20 protein-coding genes are annotated in these 16892 nt (G+C 73.5%); 12 read left to right on the top strand and 8 right to left on the bottom strand.

Going from position 1 to position 16892, the window contains the following annotated elements; genetic code table 11:
• Positions 1 to 47: 47 nt before the first annotated feature.
• The 3 genes from pcaD to ACN267_RS11555 are packed head-to-tail and all read left to right on the top strand — an operon-like array spanning position 48 to position 1979.
• Positions 48 to 821, top strand: a complete 774-nt coding sequence (pcaD, locus tag ACN267_RS11565; protein WP_307821429.1) for a 3-oxoadipate enol-lactonase — start codon at positions 48 to 50, stop codon at positions 819 to 821.
• Positions 821 to 1201 (top strand): 4-carboxymuconolactone decarboxylase, encoded by a 381-nt coding sequence (pcaC, locus tag ACN267_RS11560; protein WP_204961021.1) that lies wholly within the window; start codon positions 821 to 823, stop codon positions 1199 to 1201. Before pcaD ends, pcaC begins: the two co-directional genes overlap by 1 nt.
• Position 1202: 1 nt before the next feature.
• Positions 1203 to 1979, top strand: coding sequence for an IclR family transcriptional regulator (locus tag ACN267_RS11555; protein WP_281898325.1), 777 nt, complete (start codon positions 1203 to 1205; stop codon positions 1977 to 1979).
• A gap of 13 nt (positions 1980 to 1992) precedes the next feature.
• On the opposite strand, the gene ACN267_RS11550 is transcribed toward ACN267_RS11555, so the two are convergent.
• The 4 genes from ACN267_RS11550 to ACN267_RS11535 all read right to left on the bottom strand — a co-directional run bounded on the left by ACN267_RS11550 (position 1993) and on the right by ACN267_RS11535 (position 5263).
• Positions 1993 to 2463, bottom strand: a complete 471-nt coding sequence (locus tag ACN267_RS11550; RefSeq protein WP_204961023.1) for a hypothetical protein — start codon at positions 2461 to 2463, stop codon at positions 1993 to 1995.
• A gap of 75 nt (positions 2464 to 2538) precedes the next feature.
• A complete protein-coding gene (locus ACN267_RS11545) occupies positions 2539 to 3768 on the bottom strand; it encodes a cellulose binding domain-containing protein (protein ID WP_421488614.1) in 1230 nt (409 codons plus the stop codon).
• 254 nt (positions 3769 to 4022) lie between these two features.
• Positions 4023 to 4994 (bottom strand): PaaX family transcriptional regulator C-terminal domain-containing protein, encoded by a 972-nt coding sequence (locus ACN267_RS11540; protein WP_421488613.1) that lies wholly within the window; start codon positions 4992 to 4994, stop codon positions 4023 to 4025.
• Positions 4995 to 5104: 110 nt separating this feature from the next.
• Positions 5105 to 5263 (bottom strand): hypothetical protein, encoded by a 159-nt coding sequence (locus ACN267_RS11535; RefSeq protein ID WP_421488612.1) that lies wholly within the window; start codon positions 5261 to 5263, stop codon positions 5105 to 5107.
• Positions 5264 to 5370: 107 nt separating this feature from the next.
• Here ACN267_RS11535 and ACN267_RS11530 point away from each other — a divergent pair, with 107 nt between their 5' ends.
• Both ACN267_RS11530 and ACN267_RS11525 read left to right on the top strand, forming a co-directional pair.
• Complete coding sequence (locus ACN267_RS11530) at positions 5371 to 6279, top strand: hypothetical protein (RefSeq protein WP_421488611.1); 909 nt, start codon at positions 5371 to 5373, stop codon at positions 6277 to 6279.
• A 151-nt stretch (positions 6280 to 6430) separates the two neighbouring features.
• Entirely contained in the window at positions 6431 to 7066 is a 636-nt protein-coding gene (locus ACN267_RS11525) for a TetR/AcrR family transcriptional regulator (protein WP_204961028.1), read from the top strand.
• Between the two features lie 30 nt (positions 7067 to 7096).
• Here ACN267_RS11525 and ACN267_RS11520 read toward each other — a convergent pair whose 3' ends face one another.
• Entirely contained in the window at positions 7097 to 8245 is a 1149-nt protein-coding gene (locus ACN267_RS11520; protein WP_421490412.1) for an acyl-CoA dehydrogenase family protein, read from the bottom strand.
• Positions 8246 to 8367: 122 nt separating this feature from the next.
• Here ACN267_RS11520 and ACN267_RS11515 point away from each other — a divergent pair, with 122 nt between their 5' ends.
• The 6 genes from ACN267_RS11515 to ACN267_RS11490 are packed head-to-tail and all read left to right on the top strand — an operon-like array spanning position 8368 to position 13039.
• Complete coding sequence (locus tag ACN267_RS11515) at positions 8368 to 9339, top strand: nuclear transport factor 2 family protein (protein WP_421488610.1); 972 nt, start codon at positions 8368 to 8370, stop codon at positions 9337 to 9339.
• Positions 9336 to 10085, top strand: a complete 750-nt coding sequence (locus ACN267_RS11510) for a nitroreductase family protein (protein WP_281898314.1) — start codon at positions 9336 to 9338, stop codon at positions 10083 to 10085. Before ACN267_RS11515 ends, ACN267_RS11510 begins: the two co-directional genes overlap by 4 nt.
• Complete coding sequence (locus ACN267_RS11505) at positions 10082 to 10792, top strand: nitroreductase family protein (protein WP_281898312.1); 711 nt, start codon at positions 10082 to 10084, stop codon at positions 10790 to 10792. The genes ACN267_RS11510 and ACN267_RS11505 overlap by 4 nt, the downstream gene beginning before the upstream one ends.
• Positions 10789 to 11745 (top strand): zinc-binding dehydrogenase, encoded by a 957-nt coding sequence (locus ACN267_RS11500; RefSeq protein WP_204961032.1) that lies wholly within the window; start codon positions 10789 to 10791, stop codon positions 11743 to 11745. The genes ACN267_RS11505 and ACN267_RS11500 overlap by 4 nt, the downstream gene beginning before the upstream one ends.
• Positions 11742 to 12551 carry an enoyl-CoA hydratase/isomerase family protein gene (locus tag ACN267_RS11495; RefSeq protein WP_421488609.1) on the top strand — a complete coding sequence of 270 codons (810 nt, stop codon included), beginning with the start codon at positions 11742 to 11744 and terminating at the stop codon, positions 12549 to 12551. The genes ACN267_RS11500 and ACN267_RS11495 overlap by 4 nt, the downstream gene beginning before the upstream one ends.
• On the top strand, positions 12551 to 13039 hold the full coding sequence (locus ACN267_RS11490) for a MaoC family dehydratase (protein ID WP_421488608.1): 489 nt from the start codon (positions 12551 to 12553) through the stop codon (positions 13037 to 13039). Before ACN267_RS11495 ends, ACN267_RS11490 begins: the two co-directional genes overlap by 1 nt.
• Positions 13040 to 13115: 76 nt before the next feature.
• Here the strand turns inward: ACN267_RS11490 and ACN267_RS11485 are convergent, their stop codons facing one another.
• The 3 genes from ACN267_RS11485 to ACN267_RS11475 are packed head-to-tail and all read right to left on the bottom strand — an operon-like array spanning position 13116 to position 15177.
• On the bottom strand, positions 13116 to 13625 hold the full coding sequence (locus ACN267_RS11485) for a flavin reductase family protein (RefSeq protein ID WP_421488607.1): 510 nt from the start codon (positions 13623 to 13625) through the stop codon (positions 13116 to 13118).
• The gene (locus ACN267_RS11480; RefSeq protein WP_144081591.1) at positions 13625 to 14443 is read right to left on the bottom strand and encodes a VOC family protein; all 819 of its coding nucleotides are present in this window, start codon (positions 14441 to 14443) and stop codon (positions 13625 to 13627) included. The genes ACN267_RS11485 and ACN267_RS11480 overlap by 1 nt, the downstream gene beginning before the upstream one ends.
• Positions 14440 to 15177 carry an enoyl-CoA hydratase/isomerase family protein gene (locus ACN267_RS11475; RefSeq protein ID WP_421488606.1) on the bottom strand — a complete coding sequence of 246 codons (738 nt, stop codon included), beginning with the start codon at positions 15175 to 15177 and terminating at the stop codon, positions 14440 to 14442. Before ACN267_RS11475 ends, ACN267_RS11480 begins: the two co-directional genes overlap by 4 nt.
• Before the next feature lie 191 nt (positions 15178 to 15368).
• Between ACN267_RS11475 and ACN267_RS11470 the strand changes: the two genes are divergently transcribed.
• The gene (locus ACN267_RS11470; RefSeq protein WP_204961037.1) at positions 15369 to 16892 is read left to right on the top strand and encodes an ABC transporter substrate-binding protein; all 1524 of its coding nucleotides are present in this window, start codon (positions 15369 to 15371) and stop codon (positions 16890 to 16892) included.

The following is a 16892-nucleotide window of genomic DNA, read 5'->3' as shown; positions in this document are numbered from 1 at the left end:
GGCCGGTCCGTCGACGCGACGCCGGCCGTCGCCCGGGACGCGGCACCGTGACCTCCCGGCTGCACCTCACCGTCGACGGCCCGCCCAGCGCGCCGGTGCTGCTGCTCGGCAGTTCCCTCGGCACCACCGGCGCGATGTGGGAACCCCAGGTCGCGGCGCTGGCCGAACGGTTCCGGGTGATCCGTTACGACCACCTCGGCCACGGCCGCTCGGCGACGCCGACCGGCCCGTACACCATCGAACTGCTGGGCCGGGAGGTGCTGCGGGCGCTGGACCACCTCGACGTGCCGTGGGTCCACTACGCGGGGCTGTCGCTGGGCGGCATGGTCGGCATGTGGCTCGCCGCCCACGCACCCGGGCGGGTGCGCCGACTCGCCCTGCTCTGCACGGCGGCGTGGCTCGGCCCGCCCGACCCGTGGCGGCAGCGGGCGGCCACGGTCCGCGCCGCCGGCCTGCCGGCGGTCGCCGACGCCGTGGTGGCCCGCTGGTTCACCCCGACCCTCGCCGCCGCCCGCCCGGACCTGGTGGCCGGGTACCGCGCGATGCTGACCGCGACCTCCCCGGCCGGCTACGCGGCCTGCTGCGAGGCGATCGCCGCCCTGGACCTGCGCCCCGACCTGGGCCGGATCGGCGTGCCGACGCTGGTCGTCGCGGGCGCGGACGACCCGGCGATCCCCGTCGGGCACGCCCGGGAGATCGTCGACCTGGTCCCCGGGGCGCGGCTGGTCGTCCTCGACGCGGCGGCCCACCTGGCCAACGTCGAGCGACCCGGACAGGTGGGCCGACTCCTGCGGGAACACTTCGAACAGGCGGGTGGCTGATGGACGACCGCGAACGGCACGAGGCCGGCATGACCGTACGCCGACAGGTGCTCGGTGACGCGCACGTCGACCGCGCCGTGGCCGGCACCGACGCGTTCACCGCCGACTTCCAGGACTTCATCACCCGCTACGCCTGGGGTGAGGTGTGGACCCGGCCCGGCCTCGACCGGCGTACCCGTAGCTGCGTCACCCTCGCGGTGCTCGCCGCCCTGCGCCACGAGGAGGAGTTGGCGATGCACGTGCGGGCCGCGCTGGGCAACGGGCTGACCGAACTGGAGGTGGCGGAGGTCCTGCTCCAGGTGGGCGTCTACGCTGGCGTACCGGCGGCGAACCGGGCGTTCTCGGTGGCCCGGGAGGCGCTGCGGCGGGAGGCTGGGTGAGGTGGGCGGTCAGGCGGCACGGTCACCGGAGTTCGTGCAGTCGCTGGAGCGTGGGCTCGCGGTGATCCGGGCGTTCGACGCCGAGCATCAGCAGCTCACCCTGAGCGACGTGGCCCGGCGCACCGGGCTGACCCGGGCCGCGGCCCGCCGGTTCCTGCTCACCCTGGTCGAGCTGGGCTACGTGCACAGCGACGGCCGGCTGTTCTCGCTGCGGGCGCGGATCCTCGCCCTCGGCTACGCCTACCTGTCCGGCCTGGGCTTGCCGGAGATCGCCCAACCGCACATGGAGGCGCTGGTCGCGCAGGTGCACGAGTCCTGTTCGGTGTCGGTGCTCGACGGCGACGAGGTGGTCTACGTCGCCCGGGTGCCCACCCGACGGATCATGACGGTGGGGATCAGCGTCGGGACCCGGTTCCCCGCGTACGCCACGTCGATGGGGCGGGTGCTGCTCGCCGCGCAGCCGGCGGACCGGTTGACCGACTACCTCGCCACCGCGCGGTTGCAACCGTTGACCCGGCGTACGGTCACCGACCCGGCGAAGTTGCGTGCCGTCCTGACGAAGATCGCCGCCCAGGGGTACGCGATCGTGGACCAGGAACTGGAGGAGGGGTTGCGGTCGCTGGCCGCGCCGATCCATGGCCCGCACGGGTCGGTGGTGGCGGCGGTGAACCTGTCCGCGCACGCCTCGCGGGGGTCGTTCGAGCTGATCCGGCGCGAGTTGCTCCCGCCGCTGCTGGCCACCGCCAAGCGGATCGAGGAGGACCTGCGCGGCGGGTGAGGGCTTGGCGTCCTCACCGGACCCGGTAGAGCCGGCTCGCCGGGTCCACCACGGCGGCCAGCAGCCGGCCGGGCACGAGTCCCGGGTCGTCGGGCCGGACCGTGTCCGCCTCGAAGGGGGCGAAGCCGGGCCCGCTGATCCGCAGGCGCAGGTCGAGCTCCGGGCCCTCTCCGCCGAGGTGGTGCGCCACGGTGAGGATCTCGGCGGTGGCGGCGACTCCGGTCGCGTCGAGCTGGCGCGCGTCGCGGCGGGACCGGTCGACCACCCGCCAGCCGAAGACACCGAAGCCGACCCCGACGATGGTGGTGAACACCCCGCCGGCGACGAGCCCCCAGCGCTCCCCGGGTGAGACCGGCAGGTCGCCGGTCACGTCGGCGGCGAGCAGGACCGGGCCGGGCAGGCAGATGGCCAGGAAGATCAGCCGGCAGAGCAGCGCGCCGACCGGCCCGATGCGGGTCTCCGCCTCCCGGGGCGCGCTCGTCATGCCGGCACCCTAGAACACGGTGCGGCGGGCCGGTACCCGGTACCGGCCCGCCGCACCGTGCGACCCGTGCGGCGGTCAGCTTCCGGTGCAGGTGGCGGTGGTTCCGGTGCCGTTTCCGGTGCCCTGGAACCCGAAGCTGGTGCTCTGTCCGGCCCCCAGCCTGCCGTTGTAGCTCTGGTTGGTGACGGTGATGGTGCCGCTGGTGCCGGTGGCGACGCCGTTCCACACCGAACTGACCGCCGCCCCGCCCGGCAGGGTCAGGGTGACCCGCCAGCCGGTGAGCGCGGCGGAGCCGGCGGTGACGCTGACGTTGGCGACGAAGCCGCCGTTCCACTGGTCCTGCACGGCGTAGACGGCGGTGCAGCCGGCACCGCCGGGCGGGGGAGTGGTGGGGGGTGGGGTCGTGGGCGGGGGAGTGGTCGGGGGTGGGGTGGTGGGCGGCGGGGTGGTCGGCGGCGGGCCGTCGAGCGTCAGGTTCTTCTGCTGGACGGTCCACTGGGTACGGCACAGCCCGCAGTTCGCGCCGACGAAGTTGGTGCCGGCGGTGGTGTCGCCCTTGAGCCGCCACTTGAGGTAGAGCACCGCCACCCGGCCGAACTCGCCACCGTTGGGCTGGTCGTAGGTGCCGCCGTGGCCGACGTTGAGGTTGCCCATGAAGGCGGGCAGCCCGGCGGGCAGCTTGCCCCAGTCGTCGATGGCGTTGGGGTAGGCGATGTCGCTGGGCCCGCCGACGAAGTAGGCGATCGGCTTGGTGAGCCGCCGGAGCTGGTAGTCGTCGGCGTCGTTGAGCAGGCCGCTGCTGAAGATGCCGGTGGTGGTCACCCGGGGGTCGTTGGAGACGGCGTACGCCTCCAGGCCGCCGCAGGAGAAGCCGGCGACGGCGACCTTGCCGGTGTCGATCCGGTTGTAGTACTTGCTGCCCTGGCGGGAGTTCTCCGCCACCGCCCAGTCGATGGACTGGGTGAGCATCTGCGAGTTGGTGGAACCGGAGGCGTTCGGGCCGCCGTTGGCGATGGCCAGGAAGCCGTGCGAGGCGATCTCACGCAGGAAGTTGCCCTGCGAGAGGCCGTTGGCCGAGCAGCCGCCGTTGCCCCACACGAGGATCGGCAGGCGCTCGGTCGGCAGCGTCTGGGGCCGGAAGATGGTGTGGTTGGGCAGGCTGGTCGAGGTCTCGTAGTCGGCGGGGTAGGGCCCCGAGCCGCCCACTGCGGCATCGGCCGGCGTCGCGCCGAGGGCCATCAGCACGGCGGCTGCCGGCACGAGCGCGGCGGTCAGACCCGCGTAGAGCTTCGATCTCCTTGGCATGCACCCTCCTGCGGGTGTCGGCGGTGGCACCCCCTGCGGTGGCGGGTCTGCCGCCGGGCCCGACCAGGGTGGTCAGCGCCGGCAACGGGGCGGGTCGACGTGGACGCGTCGACCGCCCGGCCGCAGTCCCACAGGCGGTCGCGGTATGCAGTTACTATCACCGGGGTAACGAAAAGTGTCAATGTGTGGCCCGTCTGTCGGGCCGGTGCGACGCCCGTCTGTCGGGCCCGGTGCGACCGGCACGCGGCCCACGGTCAGCGGGGGCGGCGTGCGACGCCGCGCGGGCCACCGGCCGGTTCGGGTCGGGTGGGGTCGTCCGGGGCGTCGAAGTGGGTGATCCACCGGGCGGCGTCCGGCCAGTGCGGCGCGGTCACCTCGATCAGCCGGGACCGGGCCAGCGCACCGAGCCGGGAGTGGACGTCGAGGAAGGTCTCCCGGGCCTGACCACGGGGCCAGGGCTGCGGCAGCAGGTGCGCGGGCAGATCCGGGTCGGTGTCGGCGAACCGGCGCCAGGAGTCCATCGCGGAGGTCCGCGCCACCAGCGCCGTGGCCGGGTCGACCGCACCCCGGCGGGCCGCCGCCCGCAACGGCGCGAACCGCGCGACGAAGGCCGCGTACCCGGCGGCGAGGCCGGCCAGGTCGTACGCGGCGGCCGGGCCGTGCGGTCCGGCCTCCTCGTCGAACCGGGCGTGCAGCACCGACCACCGGGCCCCCACGACGGAGTGCAGCAGCGCCGCCAGCTCCGCCCGGACCGGTGCGGCGTCGACCCCCGGCCTGATCCACACGCTGTCGTAGAGGCCCACGAACCCCAGCCCGGCCAACGCCCGGCGCACCACGTGCCGGGCCGCCTGACCGGCGCTGGGGATCGAGTAGGAGACCAGCACCCAGTCCCCGGTCCAGGGCGGCGGCTGCGCACCGAAGGTCAGGAAGTGCCGCATCCGGGAACGGTGCCGGGCGATCGCCGTGGGCGTGAGGTGGTAAACCGGCGGCCGGGTGTCGCCCCGGGTGGCGATCAGACCCCGTTTGACCAGCCGGGACAGCGCCGCGCGGGCGCTGGGCTCGGTGACCCCGAACTCCCGCAGCATCGCGATCACCGCCGCCGACGGCAGGTCGGCGTCCGCCGAGTCGAGGTACTCGCCGAGCAGCGTGGCCAGCAGGTGCTGCGGGCTCGACCCGAGCGGGGCCCGGGGGGTGCGGACGTCGGGGACGGGCTGTTCGGCGGTCACCCCGACAGATTGTCGCACCACCAGATGGCCGACGCCCGCCGACCGGCGCACCCGTGAGGCCGCCGGGCCGCCCGCCGGCAGGACGGTCCCGGCGGCCCACGCCGGGTCGGTCAGTGGCGCATGACCAGGTCCATCACCTCGCTGCGGAGCTTGCCGAACAGGGGCGCCTGCCTGCTGACGATCTGGCCCCGGTCGCGGCGCAGCGGCAGCCCGATGTCGCGTTCGACGGTGAGCCAGGGGAACAGCGAGCGGCTGTAGTCCTGGAACACGCAGGATGCCGATCGCGCACGCCATCACCACCCCGGCGAACATCCGAGGTCGGCGCAGCGGTGGTCGGCCCCGCGGTGTCCCCGGTCGACCGTGACATGATGACGCGATGGGCAGAGCGCAGGACGTCGACGGAACCGGGCGGCACGCAGGGGCGGACACCGGACCGGACCCGACGACGCAGGGCGACGCGGACGCCCGGCTGCGCCTCGCGCAGGACCCGGGCACCAGCCATCTGACCCTGATCGACCTGGCCGCCGACCCGTCGCCGGCGGTCCGCCGGGCGGTCGCCACCCGGGCCGACGCGCCCGCCCAGGCGTTGCGCCCGCTCACCCGTGACCGTGACCGCGAGGTGCGGGAGGCCGTGGCGCGTAATCCCGCCACCTCGATCGCCAACCTGCTGCGCCTGGTCAGGGACGCCGACCGGTGGGTCCGCTGGGCGGTCGCCGGCAACCCGGCCTGCGACGCGTCGGTACGCCGGGCGATGGCGCAGACCGCCGACAAGGAACTGCGGGGCCTGCTCGCCGAGTCGCGTGACCTGGAGCCGGAGCTGGCCGCGCGGCTGGTCGACGACGTCTCACCCGAGGTGCGGGAACGCCTCGCCGCGCACACCCACGACTCCGACGTGATGACCACGCTGCTGGCCGACCGCACGGCCCGGGTACGCAAGGGTCTGGCGCGCAACCCGCGGACCACCGCCGAGCACCGTCGCGCGCTCGCCGGGGACCCGGTGCCGGACGTCCGGGCCGTGCTGGTGTCCGCCGTCGCGCTCGACGAGGCCGACCTGCGTCCCCTGGTCGAGGACCGGTCGGCGCAGGTGCGGATGGCGGTGGCGACGTCGGAACTCGTCCCGGCGCACCTGCGGCGCGCGCTCACCGACGACCCGGACGAACTGGTCGCCGCCGCGGCCCGCGAGTTCCGTCCCGGTGCCGGGGCGTCCCCGGTGGTCCGCGCGCCACGCGTCGGCCTCCGCGCCGCCGGGTCGGGTCGGGGCCGCTCGGGCGACACCCGCCGCTGAGTCCGCCCCGCGTACGGCCGGTGTCACCGCGGGGGCTTCCCCCCCCCGGGGGGGCGACACTTCCCGGACGAATTGACCGGGGTGGCTCTCTTCGTTTCCTTCCGACCGGACGGTAGCATTGTGGGGTTGCACCGGGGATAGGAGGCCACCAATGGCGCGTGCGACGTCCCGGCCGGAGTCGACCCGACGCCGGCAGCGCTGGCCCGACGGGTACGACCCGGAGAACACCCGCAACTCGTTGATCACCAGCGCGTTGGGGCTGATCGAGCAGCGGGGCTTCGACCGCACCTCGGTGCAGGAAATTGCCGACCAGGCGCAGCTCACCAAGGGTGCCTTCTACCACCACTTCGCCAGCAAGGACGACCTGCTGCGGCATATCCAGGAGGAGTACCTGGAGGCGCAGCTCGCCGCGATCCAGAAGATCGAGGCCGACAGCGACGACCCGACCGTACGGGTACGCGAGCTGATCCGGTTCAGCCTCACCAGCGTGGCCGAGTACCGGGCCCACGTGACGATCTTCTACCAGGAGCGGCGGTACCTCTCCGGTGACCTGTTCGCCGAGGTGACCCGCAAGCGGGGCCTGGTGGAGGCCGCGTTCGCCGGGATGATCGCCGACGGGGTCGCCCGGGGGACGTTCCGCGCGGACGTCGACCCGCGCATCGCCACCTTCGGGCTGGTCGGCATGTGCGCCTGGGCCTACCAGTGGCTCAACGTCGGCGGACCGCTCAGCGTCGACGAGGTGGCCCGCCAGTTCAGCGCGATGGTGCTGGAGGGTCTGACCGCCTGAGTCCCGCCGGCGCGCGCCGGTCCCCGCTGCTCAGTCCTTGAGGAGTTGGCGGGCCATGACGATGCGTTGGACCTGGTTGGTGCCTTCGTAGATTTGGGTGATCTTGGCGTCGCGCATCATGCGTTCGACGGGGTAGTCGCGGGTGTAGCCGTAGCCGCCGAGGAGTTGGACGGCGTCGGTGGTGATCTCCATCGCGGCGTCGGAGGCGAAGCACTTCGCGGCCGCCCCGAAGTAGGTGAGGTCCGCGTCGCCACGCTCGGATTTCCCGGCCGCCGTGTAGGTCAGCTGCCGTGCCGCCTCCAGCTTCATGCCCATGTCGGCGAGCATGAACTGGATGCCCTGGAACTCGGCGACCGGTTTGCCGAACTGTTTGCGTTCGCGGATGTAGTCCTTGGCGTAGTCCAGGGCGCCCTGGGCGATGCCGACGGCCTGGGCGGCGATGGTGACCCGGGTGTGGTCGAGGGTGCGCATGGCGGTGGTGAAGCCGGTGCCGGGGTCGCCGATGATGCGGTCGGCGGGGATGCGGACGTTGTCGAGGTAGACCTCGCGGGTGGGGGAGCCTTTGATGCCGAGTTTCTTCTCGGGTGCGCCGAAGCTGACGCCGGGGTCGGACTTGTCGACGACGAAGGCGGAGATGCCGCGGGAGCGGGCGGTGGGGTTGGTGACGGCGAACACGGTGTAGAACTGTGAGACGCCGGCGTTGGTGATCCATCGTTTGACGCCGTTGAGGATCCAGTGGTCGCCGTCGCGGACTGCTTTGGTGGTCATCGATGCCGCGTCGCTGCCGGCCTCGGGCTCCGACAGGCAGTACGAGAACATCGCCTCACCCGCCGCCACCGGCGTCAGATAACGCCGTCGGAGTTCCTCGGACCCGGCCAGCAGCAGGGGCATGGTGCCGAGCTTGTTGCCGGCGGGGATGAGGGCCGACGAGGCGCAGGCGCGGGCGACCTCCTCGATGACGATCGCGGTGGCCAGGGCGTCCGCACCGGCCCCGCCGTACTCGACGGGGATGTGCGGGGCGTGGAAGTCGGCGGCGCGCAGCGCGTCGTACGACGACGTGGGGAACTGCCCCGTCTCGTCGGCCTCGGCGGCGTACGGGGCCACCTTGGCGGCACAGACCTCGCGGACCGCCTCGCGGACCGCCTCGTGCTCCTCGGGCAACCGGTACGCCTCGAACACCACAGACCCCCTCGTCGGAACCGCCGGCCAGCAAAATACCATCCGGTCGGTATGTTGGTCACCCCTTGAGTTGTCCGGGCCGGCGGTGTTAGATACCCACCAGTCGGAATGTGGGAGGCCGGATGACCCGCGCGGTCCGGGCAGGCATGGACTTCGTCTCCGCGCTCGACCGGGGCAGCCTCGGCGGCCTCGCCCGGTTGTGCGCCGCCGACGCGACCTGGTGGGTGGACACCGGCCCGGACCGGCGCGGCGGCGATCCGGATCTCGCGCCGCACGGCAGTGGACGCTTCCCGCTGCACGGCCTGATGCGGATGGACGACAAGCTGGCGCTGATGCGGTCCCTCGGCCCGCACGCGTTCCCCACCGGCTGTCGGCAGATCCCCCGCCGGATCGTCGCCGGGGACGACACCTGCGTCATCGAGGTCGAGGGGTACGGCGTCCACGCCAGCGGACGCGAGTACGCCAACCGCTACGGCTTCGTCGTCGACGTGGACCCGACCGGCGCGATCGTCGCCGTGCGGGAGTACCTCGACACCGCCCACGCGCAGCACGTCGTGGGCGACGACGCGCCCGTACCCCGCAGCAGCCTCGACGACCCCCCGCACCCCGACCCGCCCGACCCGGTCGGCGTGCCCCCGGCGCTGGCGACCGCGCTGGCGATGTGGCCGGCCCTCGCCCGGGGCGACCTCGACGCATTCGGCGCGTTGTTCACCGCCGACGCCACCTGGTGGACCGACTCCGGCCGCCGCCGCGACCTCGGCCGGCACCACGGCCGGGGTGACCTCGACGCCAACGGGCCGTTGCACGGCCGGGTCGCGATGAGCGGGAAACTCGCCGCGATGCGGGCCCGGCTGGCCGGCGGGACCTACGCGTCGGCCGGGATCGCGGTCACCGCCGACCGGTGGATCGTCGACGACACCCTCGTCGCCGTCGAGGCCCACGGACACGCCGTCCTCGGCGACGGCGCCCGCTACCAGAACCGCTACCTCTGGATCGTCGACGTCCGACCCGGCGGCATCGCCGGGGTCCGCGAGTACTGCGACACCCTGCACGTCACCGACCTGCTGGGTGTCGCCCCGGAGGCCGACCGATGACCCTGCCGTTCACCGACCTCAACCACGTGCTGACCACCACCCGGTCGGTCCGGCTCCGCCTCGACTACGACCGCCCGGTGCCCCTCGACCTCGTCGGCGAGTGCCTCCAACTCGCCGTCCAGGCGCCCACCGGCGGCGGCGCCGAGGACTGGCGCTGGCTCGTCGTCGGCGACCCGGCGCTCAAGGCCGAACTGGCGACGCTCTACCACGCCGCCTACCGCACCCACGTGCACGAACCACTGCACAGCGCGGCCGGCACCGGCAACGACCTGGTCCGGGGCCGCCTCGGCGGCGTCGACGCGGACGGCACGGTCAGCGCCCGCACCGCCCGTATCCTCGCCGGAGCCGAACACCTCGCGCAGCACATCGGGCGGGCCCCGTACCTGGTCATCCCGTGCGCCACCCGGCCCGACCCGGCCACCGGCGGCCCCGGCACCAACTCCGCCCTCTACGGGTCGCTCTATCCGGCGATCTGGCAGTTCAACCTGGCGCTGCGGGCGCGCGGACTCGGCACCGTCATCACCACCCTGCACCTGCACCACGCCGCCGCCGTCGCCGCGCTGCTCGGCATCCCCGACGGCGCGGTGCAGATCACCATGCTGCCTGTCGCGTACACCCTCGGCACCGACTTCAGGGTCGCCGCCCGCCGACCCGTGCGCAGCGTCAGCTACCTCGACCGGTGGGGAACCCCGTTGCCCTACCGGGACAAGCCCGTCGACCGACTCACCGGAGAGGAGCACCGATGACCGGCGCAGTGATCACCGACATCGACGAGGTGCTGACCACCACCCGCGCGGTGCGCCACCGGCTGGACTTCGACCGGCCCGTCGGCCGCGCCGTCGTCGAGGAGTGCCTGCGCCTCGCCCAGCAGGCACCGATGGGCTCCAACCTGGAGGACTGGCGGATCGTCGCGGTCGACGACCCGGCACTCAAGCGGAAGCTATCCACCCTGTACACCGAGATCTGGCACGCCACCGTCGCCCGCCCGCTGGCCGACGGCGAGGCGGCCACCACCACCCGGTTGTCACCCGGCGTCCGGGCCGACCCGCAGGCCCAGGCCCGCCAGCAGCGGGTCCTCGCCGCCGTCAAGCACCTCGTCGACCACCTGGCGCAGGTGCCCGTCCTGGTCGTGCTGTGCAGCACCAAACCGGTTCCGCAACGGCCCGTCGGCGGCACCGCCTCCGGCTACTACGGGTCGATCTTCCCGTTCGCCTGGTCGTTCCAGCTCGCCCTGCGCTCCCGGGGCCTCGGCTCGGTGCTGGCCACCGCCCTGGCCCACCGGGCCACCCGGGTACGCGAGGTGCTCGGCCTGCCCGACGACTGGCGACCGGTCACCCTCGTCCCGGTCGCCTACACCCGGGGCCTGGACTTCCGCCCCGCCGCCCGCGCCGACCTCGCCGACGTGGCGTTCTGGAACGGGCCCACCGAGCCGGCCGGATCGGCGACCCGGTGAGAGCCGCCCACGTCCGCACCCCGAGCGCCGCCGACCCGGTGGGCGCGCTGCTCGTCGGCGACCTCGCCGTCCCGCAGACGCCACCGGGCTGGGTGGAGGTCGACGTCCGGGCCGGTGCGCTGAACATGCACGACCTGTGGACGCTGCGCGGCATCGGCACCACCGGGCACGACGGGCCCCGGGTCATCGGCAGCGACGCGGCCGGCGTCGCCGCAGGCCGCGAGGTGATCGTCTACCCGGTGCTGCCCACCGCGCCGGACGGCCGGACCGTCCCGCACGCCACCCTGCTGCCCGACGCCGGCCACGGCGTGCTCGCCGAACGGATCGTCGTCCCGGCGGCCCACCTCGTCGCCAAGCCCGCCGGACTGAGCTGGGCCGAGGCCGCCAGCCTCCCGACCGCCTGGCTCACCGCGTACCGGATGCTGTTCACCCGGGCGGCGGTCGGTCCCGGGCGGACCGTGCTGGTGCAGGGCGCGGGCGGCGGGGTGGCGACCGCCGCGATCAGCCTCGCCGTGGCCGCCGGCGCCACTGTCATGGTCACCTCCCGGTCGGCGGCCAAACGGGAACGGGCCCTCGCCCTCGGCGCGGCCGTCGCCCTGGACGTCGGCGCGCGGACCCCGGAACTCGCCGACATCGTGGTGGAGACCGTCGGCGCGGTCACCTTCGACCACTCGACCCGCTGCACCCGGGCCGGCGGCACCATCGTGGTGTGCGGCGGCACCAGCGGCTTCACCGCCGAGCTGGACCTGCCGCGGCTCTTTGCCCGGGAGATCAGCGTGCACGGCGCGACCATGGGCACCCTCGACGAGTTCGAGGCGCTGGTGGGGTTCGTCGACACCCACCGTATTCGGCCGGTCGTCGACAGCGTCGTCGACCTCGCCGACATTCGTACCCAGGCGGGCCGGATGCTGGCCGGCACCGCGTTCGGCAAGCTCTGCGTGAGCCTGACGTGACCTCCGTGGTGCTGACCCGGCGCGGGGCCGCCCTCTGGGCGCGCATCGACCGGCCCGGGTCCGGCAACGCCTGCGACAGCACCGTGCTGACCGGTCTCGAACGGTGGCTGGCCGGCGCGGCCGACCCGGCGGTACGGGTGCTGGTGCTCACCGGCACCGGCCGCAGCTTCTGCGCCGGAGCCGACCTCGCCGAGGCCACCGGCCTGCTCGGCGACCTGCCCGCGCTACTGGCCCACCTCGACCGGGGCCGCCGCCTCGTCCGCGCCCTCCGGGCCGCCCCGGTGCCCACCGTCGCCGCGGTCAACGGGGCGGCCTTCGGCGGCGGCCTCGAACTGCTGCTCGGCTGCGACATCGCGGTCGCCGCCGACACCGCCCGGATCGGCGACCGGCACCTCGCCGCCGGTCAGGTCCCCGGCTGGGGGTCAAGCGTCCTGCTGCCCCTGGCCGTCGGCCCCGCGCTCGCCCGCCGTCTGCTGCTCACGGGGGAGACCTGGTCCGCCGAGGAATCCGAGCGCCGGGGACTGGTCAGCGCCGCCGTCGCCGCCGAGCGGCTCGTCGGGCACGTCGACGCGCTGGCCGACGCGGTCGCGGCCCGCGACCCGGCGGCGGTCCGCCGGATGCTCACGCTCGCCCGCCCGCCGGTTGCCGAGGCGGACTGGGACCGGGAGTGGGAGACCCTCACCGCGCACGTCACGGCCCAGGCGGCGGCCCGTGCCGCAGCCGCGTCCCCGCCCGACCGCCACACCCCCGGGACACCGACCCGACCCGACACCCTGGACCGACCACCCGGAACGGAGCACCCCTGATGCGCACCATGAGACGGACCACCGTCGACACCCCTTCCGACCTGCTGGGGCTGGTCGGCACGGAGCTGGGCGTCAGCGCGCCGCAGGTGGTGACCCAGCGGCAGGTCGACCAGTTCGCCGACGTCACCGGGGACCACCAGTGGATCCACGTCGACGTCGAACGGGCCCGGTCCGGGCCGTTCGGCGGCACCGTCGTGCACGGGTTCCTCACCCTGGCCCTCGTCCCGTGCCTGCTCGCCGACATCCTGGAGGTGCGGACCTTCTCGATGGGGGTCAACTACGGGCTCGACCGGGTCCGGTTCGTCAGGCCGCTGCCGCCGGGGGTCGAGATCCAGGGCACCGCGACGCTCGTCGCGGCCACCGCGATCACCGCGCCCGGCCCGGAGGCCACCCCCGGCGTGCAGGCCAAGGCGTCGGTGGTGGTGGAGTTCGCCGACACGTCGCAGCCCTGCTGCGTGGCGGAGATCCTGTTCCGCTACTACGCCTGAGCGGGGAACGGTCGCCCGGCGTCGGTCGTGACCCGGCCTACGCCGGGCCGGCGGTCACCCGGCCCGGCGGCGGTGGTCACTCGGTCGTCCGCGACGGCGCGACGAACCGGCCCCGGTAGAACGACAGCGCGGGCACGTCGGTCGGCTTGAGGTGGACCCGGTCGACGTCGATCAGGACGATCACGTGGTCGCCGCTGGTGATCACCTCGTCGCGCCGTCCGGCCAGGATCGCCGGGGTGTCGGGCAGCAGCGGGACGCCGTCGGGGCCGGGCACCCAGGACACCCCGTCGAGCCGTTGCTCCCCGGACAGCCCGGAGGTGGCGAACCGCCGGGCCACGTCCTCCTGGTCCTGGCTGAGGATGTGCACGGCGATCCGGTCGGCGTCCATCAGCACCGGGAAGCTCGACGAGAAGCTGGTGACGCAGAACAGCACCTTCGCCGGGTGCAGGGAGACCGAGGTGAACGAGTTCACGGTCAGCGCGGCGACCGCGCCCCCGGCGGTCACCGCCGTCACCGCCGTCACGCCGGTGGGGAAGTGCCCGCACACCTGGCGGAACTCGGCGGAGTCGAACAGGGGCTCGGCCATCATCGGTTCACCGCCGGGTCGCAGGAGTCGTGGTCGGGACGCAGCCCGGTGTCGAGCTGGATCAGGCACAGGGTGTGCCCACCCGGGTCCTTCACCAGGTGCAGCCGGCCGTGCGGGGTGTCGACCGGCCCGACGGTCGGCTTGCCGCCCAGGGCGGTCACCCGGGCCAGCGCGTCGTCGAGCGAGGCGACGGCGAAGTAGGTGACCCACGTCGACGGGATGGGGTTCGGCCAGGCGTTGTCGAGTTCGAGGACCCCGGCGACCGGCACGTCGGCGAGCATCAGCACCGTGTAGGGCCGGGCCGTCGGCGAGTCGTCGCGCTGCTGGGTGGTGTAGCCGAACAACGTGCGGTAGTAGGCCACCGCCTCGGCCGGCTCACCGGTGTCCAGTTCGTTCCAGCACAGCGCCCCGACCGAGTTGACCGCCTGGACGCCGACACGCGACTCACCCTGGTAGAGGCCGAAGGCCGCGCCGAACGGGTCGATCACCGCCGCGCCGGTGCCCGCCGCCGGCAGGTACCGCGGCGGCGCGACCAGTTCGCCGCCGAGCGCCACCGCCTGCCGGGCGGACGCGGCGATGTCGTCGACGGCGAAGTAGGTGAGCCAGCCCCGGGGGCGGTCGCCGTGCAGGGCGGCGGCGTCGGAGATCCCGGCGACGTCCCGCCCGTCGATGCTGCACATCCGGTAGGTGGTGCCGCCGAGGCGTTCGGCGCGGACCGTCCAGCCGAGCAGCGCGGCGTAGAAGGTCTCGGCCTGCGCCGGGTCGGGTGTGCACAGCTCCACCCAGACCGCCTCGCCGGGCTGGAAGCGTGGTCTCATCCGGTTGCCCCCCTGGTGGCCGGGCCCGCGACGATCGTGCGGGCCGAGATGTCGTACGCCTGGTCGGCGGTCCCGGTGACCAGGCTCGACTCGACGACGCCGACCACCGCGCGCAGGGTCGCCCCCGGCACGGCCAGCAACGCGTCGACGAGCTCGTCGACCGCCCGGTTTAGCTCGTCGTCGGGGACCACCCGGGCGACCAGGCCCCAGTCGCGCAGTTGCCCGGCGGTCGCCTCCGCCACCCCGGTGAGCAGGTGGTAGGCGTGCGGCCGGGGCACCGACCGGGCGATGGTGTGGCCGACCCCGGCGGGGGCGAAGCCGTAGCGCGCCTCCGGCAGGGACAGCCGGGCGTCGGCGGCGGCGACCGGCAGGTGTACGGCACTGAGCAGGCCGACGCCGAACCCGATGATCCGCCCCCGGACGGCGGCGACGACGGGCACCGGGAGCCGACGGATGCGCTGCACCGCGGTGTCGCTGGCGCGCAGGTCGGCGGCGACCTCCTCGCGGGTGGCCCCGGCCAGCGCGGTGAACGACGAGGTGTCCCAGCCGGCGCAGAAGTGCCGCCCGGCCATGTCGAGGCGGATGACCGCGCAGGTCGCGTCGGCGGCGGCGGTCTCCAGGGTGTCGACGAGCCGGTGCAGCGTCGGGGTGTCGAAACAGTTGCCGCGCGCCGCGTTGTCGTAGCGGACCCGGGCGAGGCGGCCGTCGTGCCCATGGGTGAGGGTGATGGTCACCGCGGTATCATACAAACCGGTCGGTATGAACACAACGGCGCTGGCCGGCGGGCCTTTGTCATGCGAATGTCATGAGCGGGATACCGGGTTGACCCGTTGACTTGATACCGGCTGGTCGGTACTTTGTGGCGAACGTCACCGCCGCCTCACGCGGAGACAGAACGGGTCCATCGCAGTGAAGGACACCCATGATGATCATGAAATCCCTGCGCTCCCGGCGCTTCCTGGCACTGGCCGCCGCGCTGACCGTCGTGGGCGCCGGCCTCACCGGGTGCGGCGGCTCCGACTCCGACAACTCCGGCGGCTCGGGCACGGGCCCGATCCGGGCGCTGCTCGCCGCCCAACCGGCGACCCTCGACCCGATCGTCGGCGCGCGTTCCGCCCAGATCGTCTGGGCGACGATGCTCGAACCTCTGATCAACACCGGTAGCGACCTCGCGCCGGCCGACACCGGCCTGCTCACGAGCTGGACCCGCACCGACGCCACCACCTGGACGTTCAAGGTCCGGCCCGACATCAGCTTCAGCAACGGCGAGAAGGCCGACGCGGCGGCGGTCGCCAACACCATCACGCTCACCCGCGACAACCCGGCCTCACAGCTCAAGTCGTACTTCGGCAACGTCACCGCGATCGAGACGCCCGACGCCACCACCGTCGTGGTCACGACCAAGACCCCGCAGTACGACATCCCCGACCTGCTCACCACCGTCTACCTGGTGCCGCCGAAGTACTACCAGGAGAAGGGCTCGGAGGGCTTCGCCGCCGCACCCGTCGGCACCGGCCCGTACGTCTGGTCGGGCGCGAACGCCGGCCGCGACATCTCGGTCAAGCGCAACCCCGACTACTGGGGCACCAAGGCGACCAACGAGGGTGTCACCTTCACCTGGGCCAACGAGGCCGCCCAGCGGCTCGCGCTGATCCAGAGCAAGAGCGTGGACGTATCCTTCGACCTGCCGCCGGCCCAGGCCAGCGCCGCCAAGGCCGCCGGGGTCGAGGTGGTCAGCACAGAGACCGCCATGAAGATCATCGCCTTCCTCGACTCCACCAAGGCGCCGTTCGACGACCCGAAGCTGCGCGAGGCGGCGGCCCTGGCCATCGACCGCGACGCCATCGTCAAGGGCATCTTCGACGGCCAGGCGGTCGCCGACGCCGGGCTGCTCAACGTCAAACCCGGTCAGCAGCCGACGCAGAGCGTGACCGCCGACGCCGCCAAGGCCAAGGAACTCCTCGGCGGGGCCACCCCGACCGTGCAGATCACCTACCCGGCGGCCCAGTACACCAACATCGAAGAGGTGTCCCAGGCCGTCGGGGGCAGCCTGGAGAAGGCCGGCTTCAAGGTCAGCTACGTGCCGCTGGACTACGGCACGCTGGTCAAGCGGATCGTCGGGCGCCAGGTGCCCGGTCTGTCGATCTTCGCGGGGGTGCCGAACGTCGCCGTGCCCGACTACTTCGTCAGCGGTTTCATGAAGACCAAGTCGATCACCGGCAACTGCCCCGACCCGCAGATCGACACCCTGGCCCAGCAGGCGCTGGAACAGAACGACGCCCAGCAGGCCGCCCCGATCTACGAGCAGCTCAACACGATCGGCGTGGTGCAGAAGCACTGCTACGTGCCGCTGTACCGGCAGGTGTTCAACTACGCGACCGGCCCCGGCGTCTCCGGCGTGGTGTTCGGCCCGCTGAACACCGTGGACTTCACGAAGACGACCCGCTGA

The organism is Micromonospora sp. WMMD734, assembly GCF_049178975.1.
GTDB classification, from domain to species: Bacteria; Actinomycetota; Actinomycetes; order Mycobacteriales; family Micromonosporaceae; genus Micromonospora; species Micromonospora wenchangensis.
The sequence above is the reverse complement of the archived record's forward strand: the minus strand, read 5'-3'. Positions and strand labels throughout refer to the sequence as shown.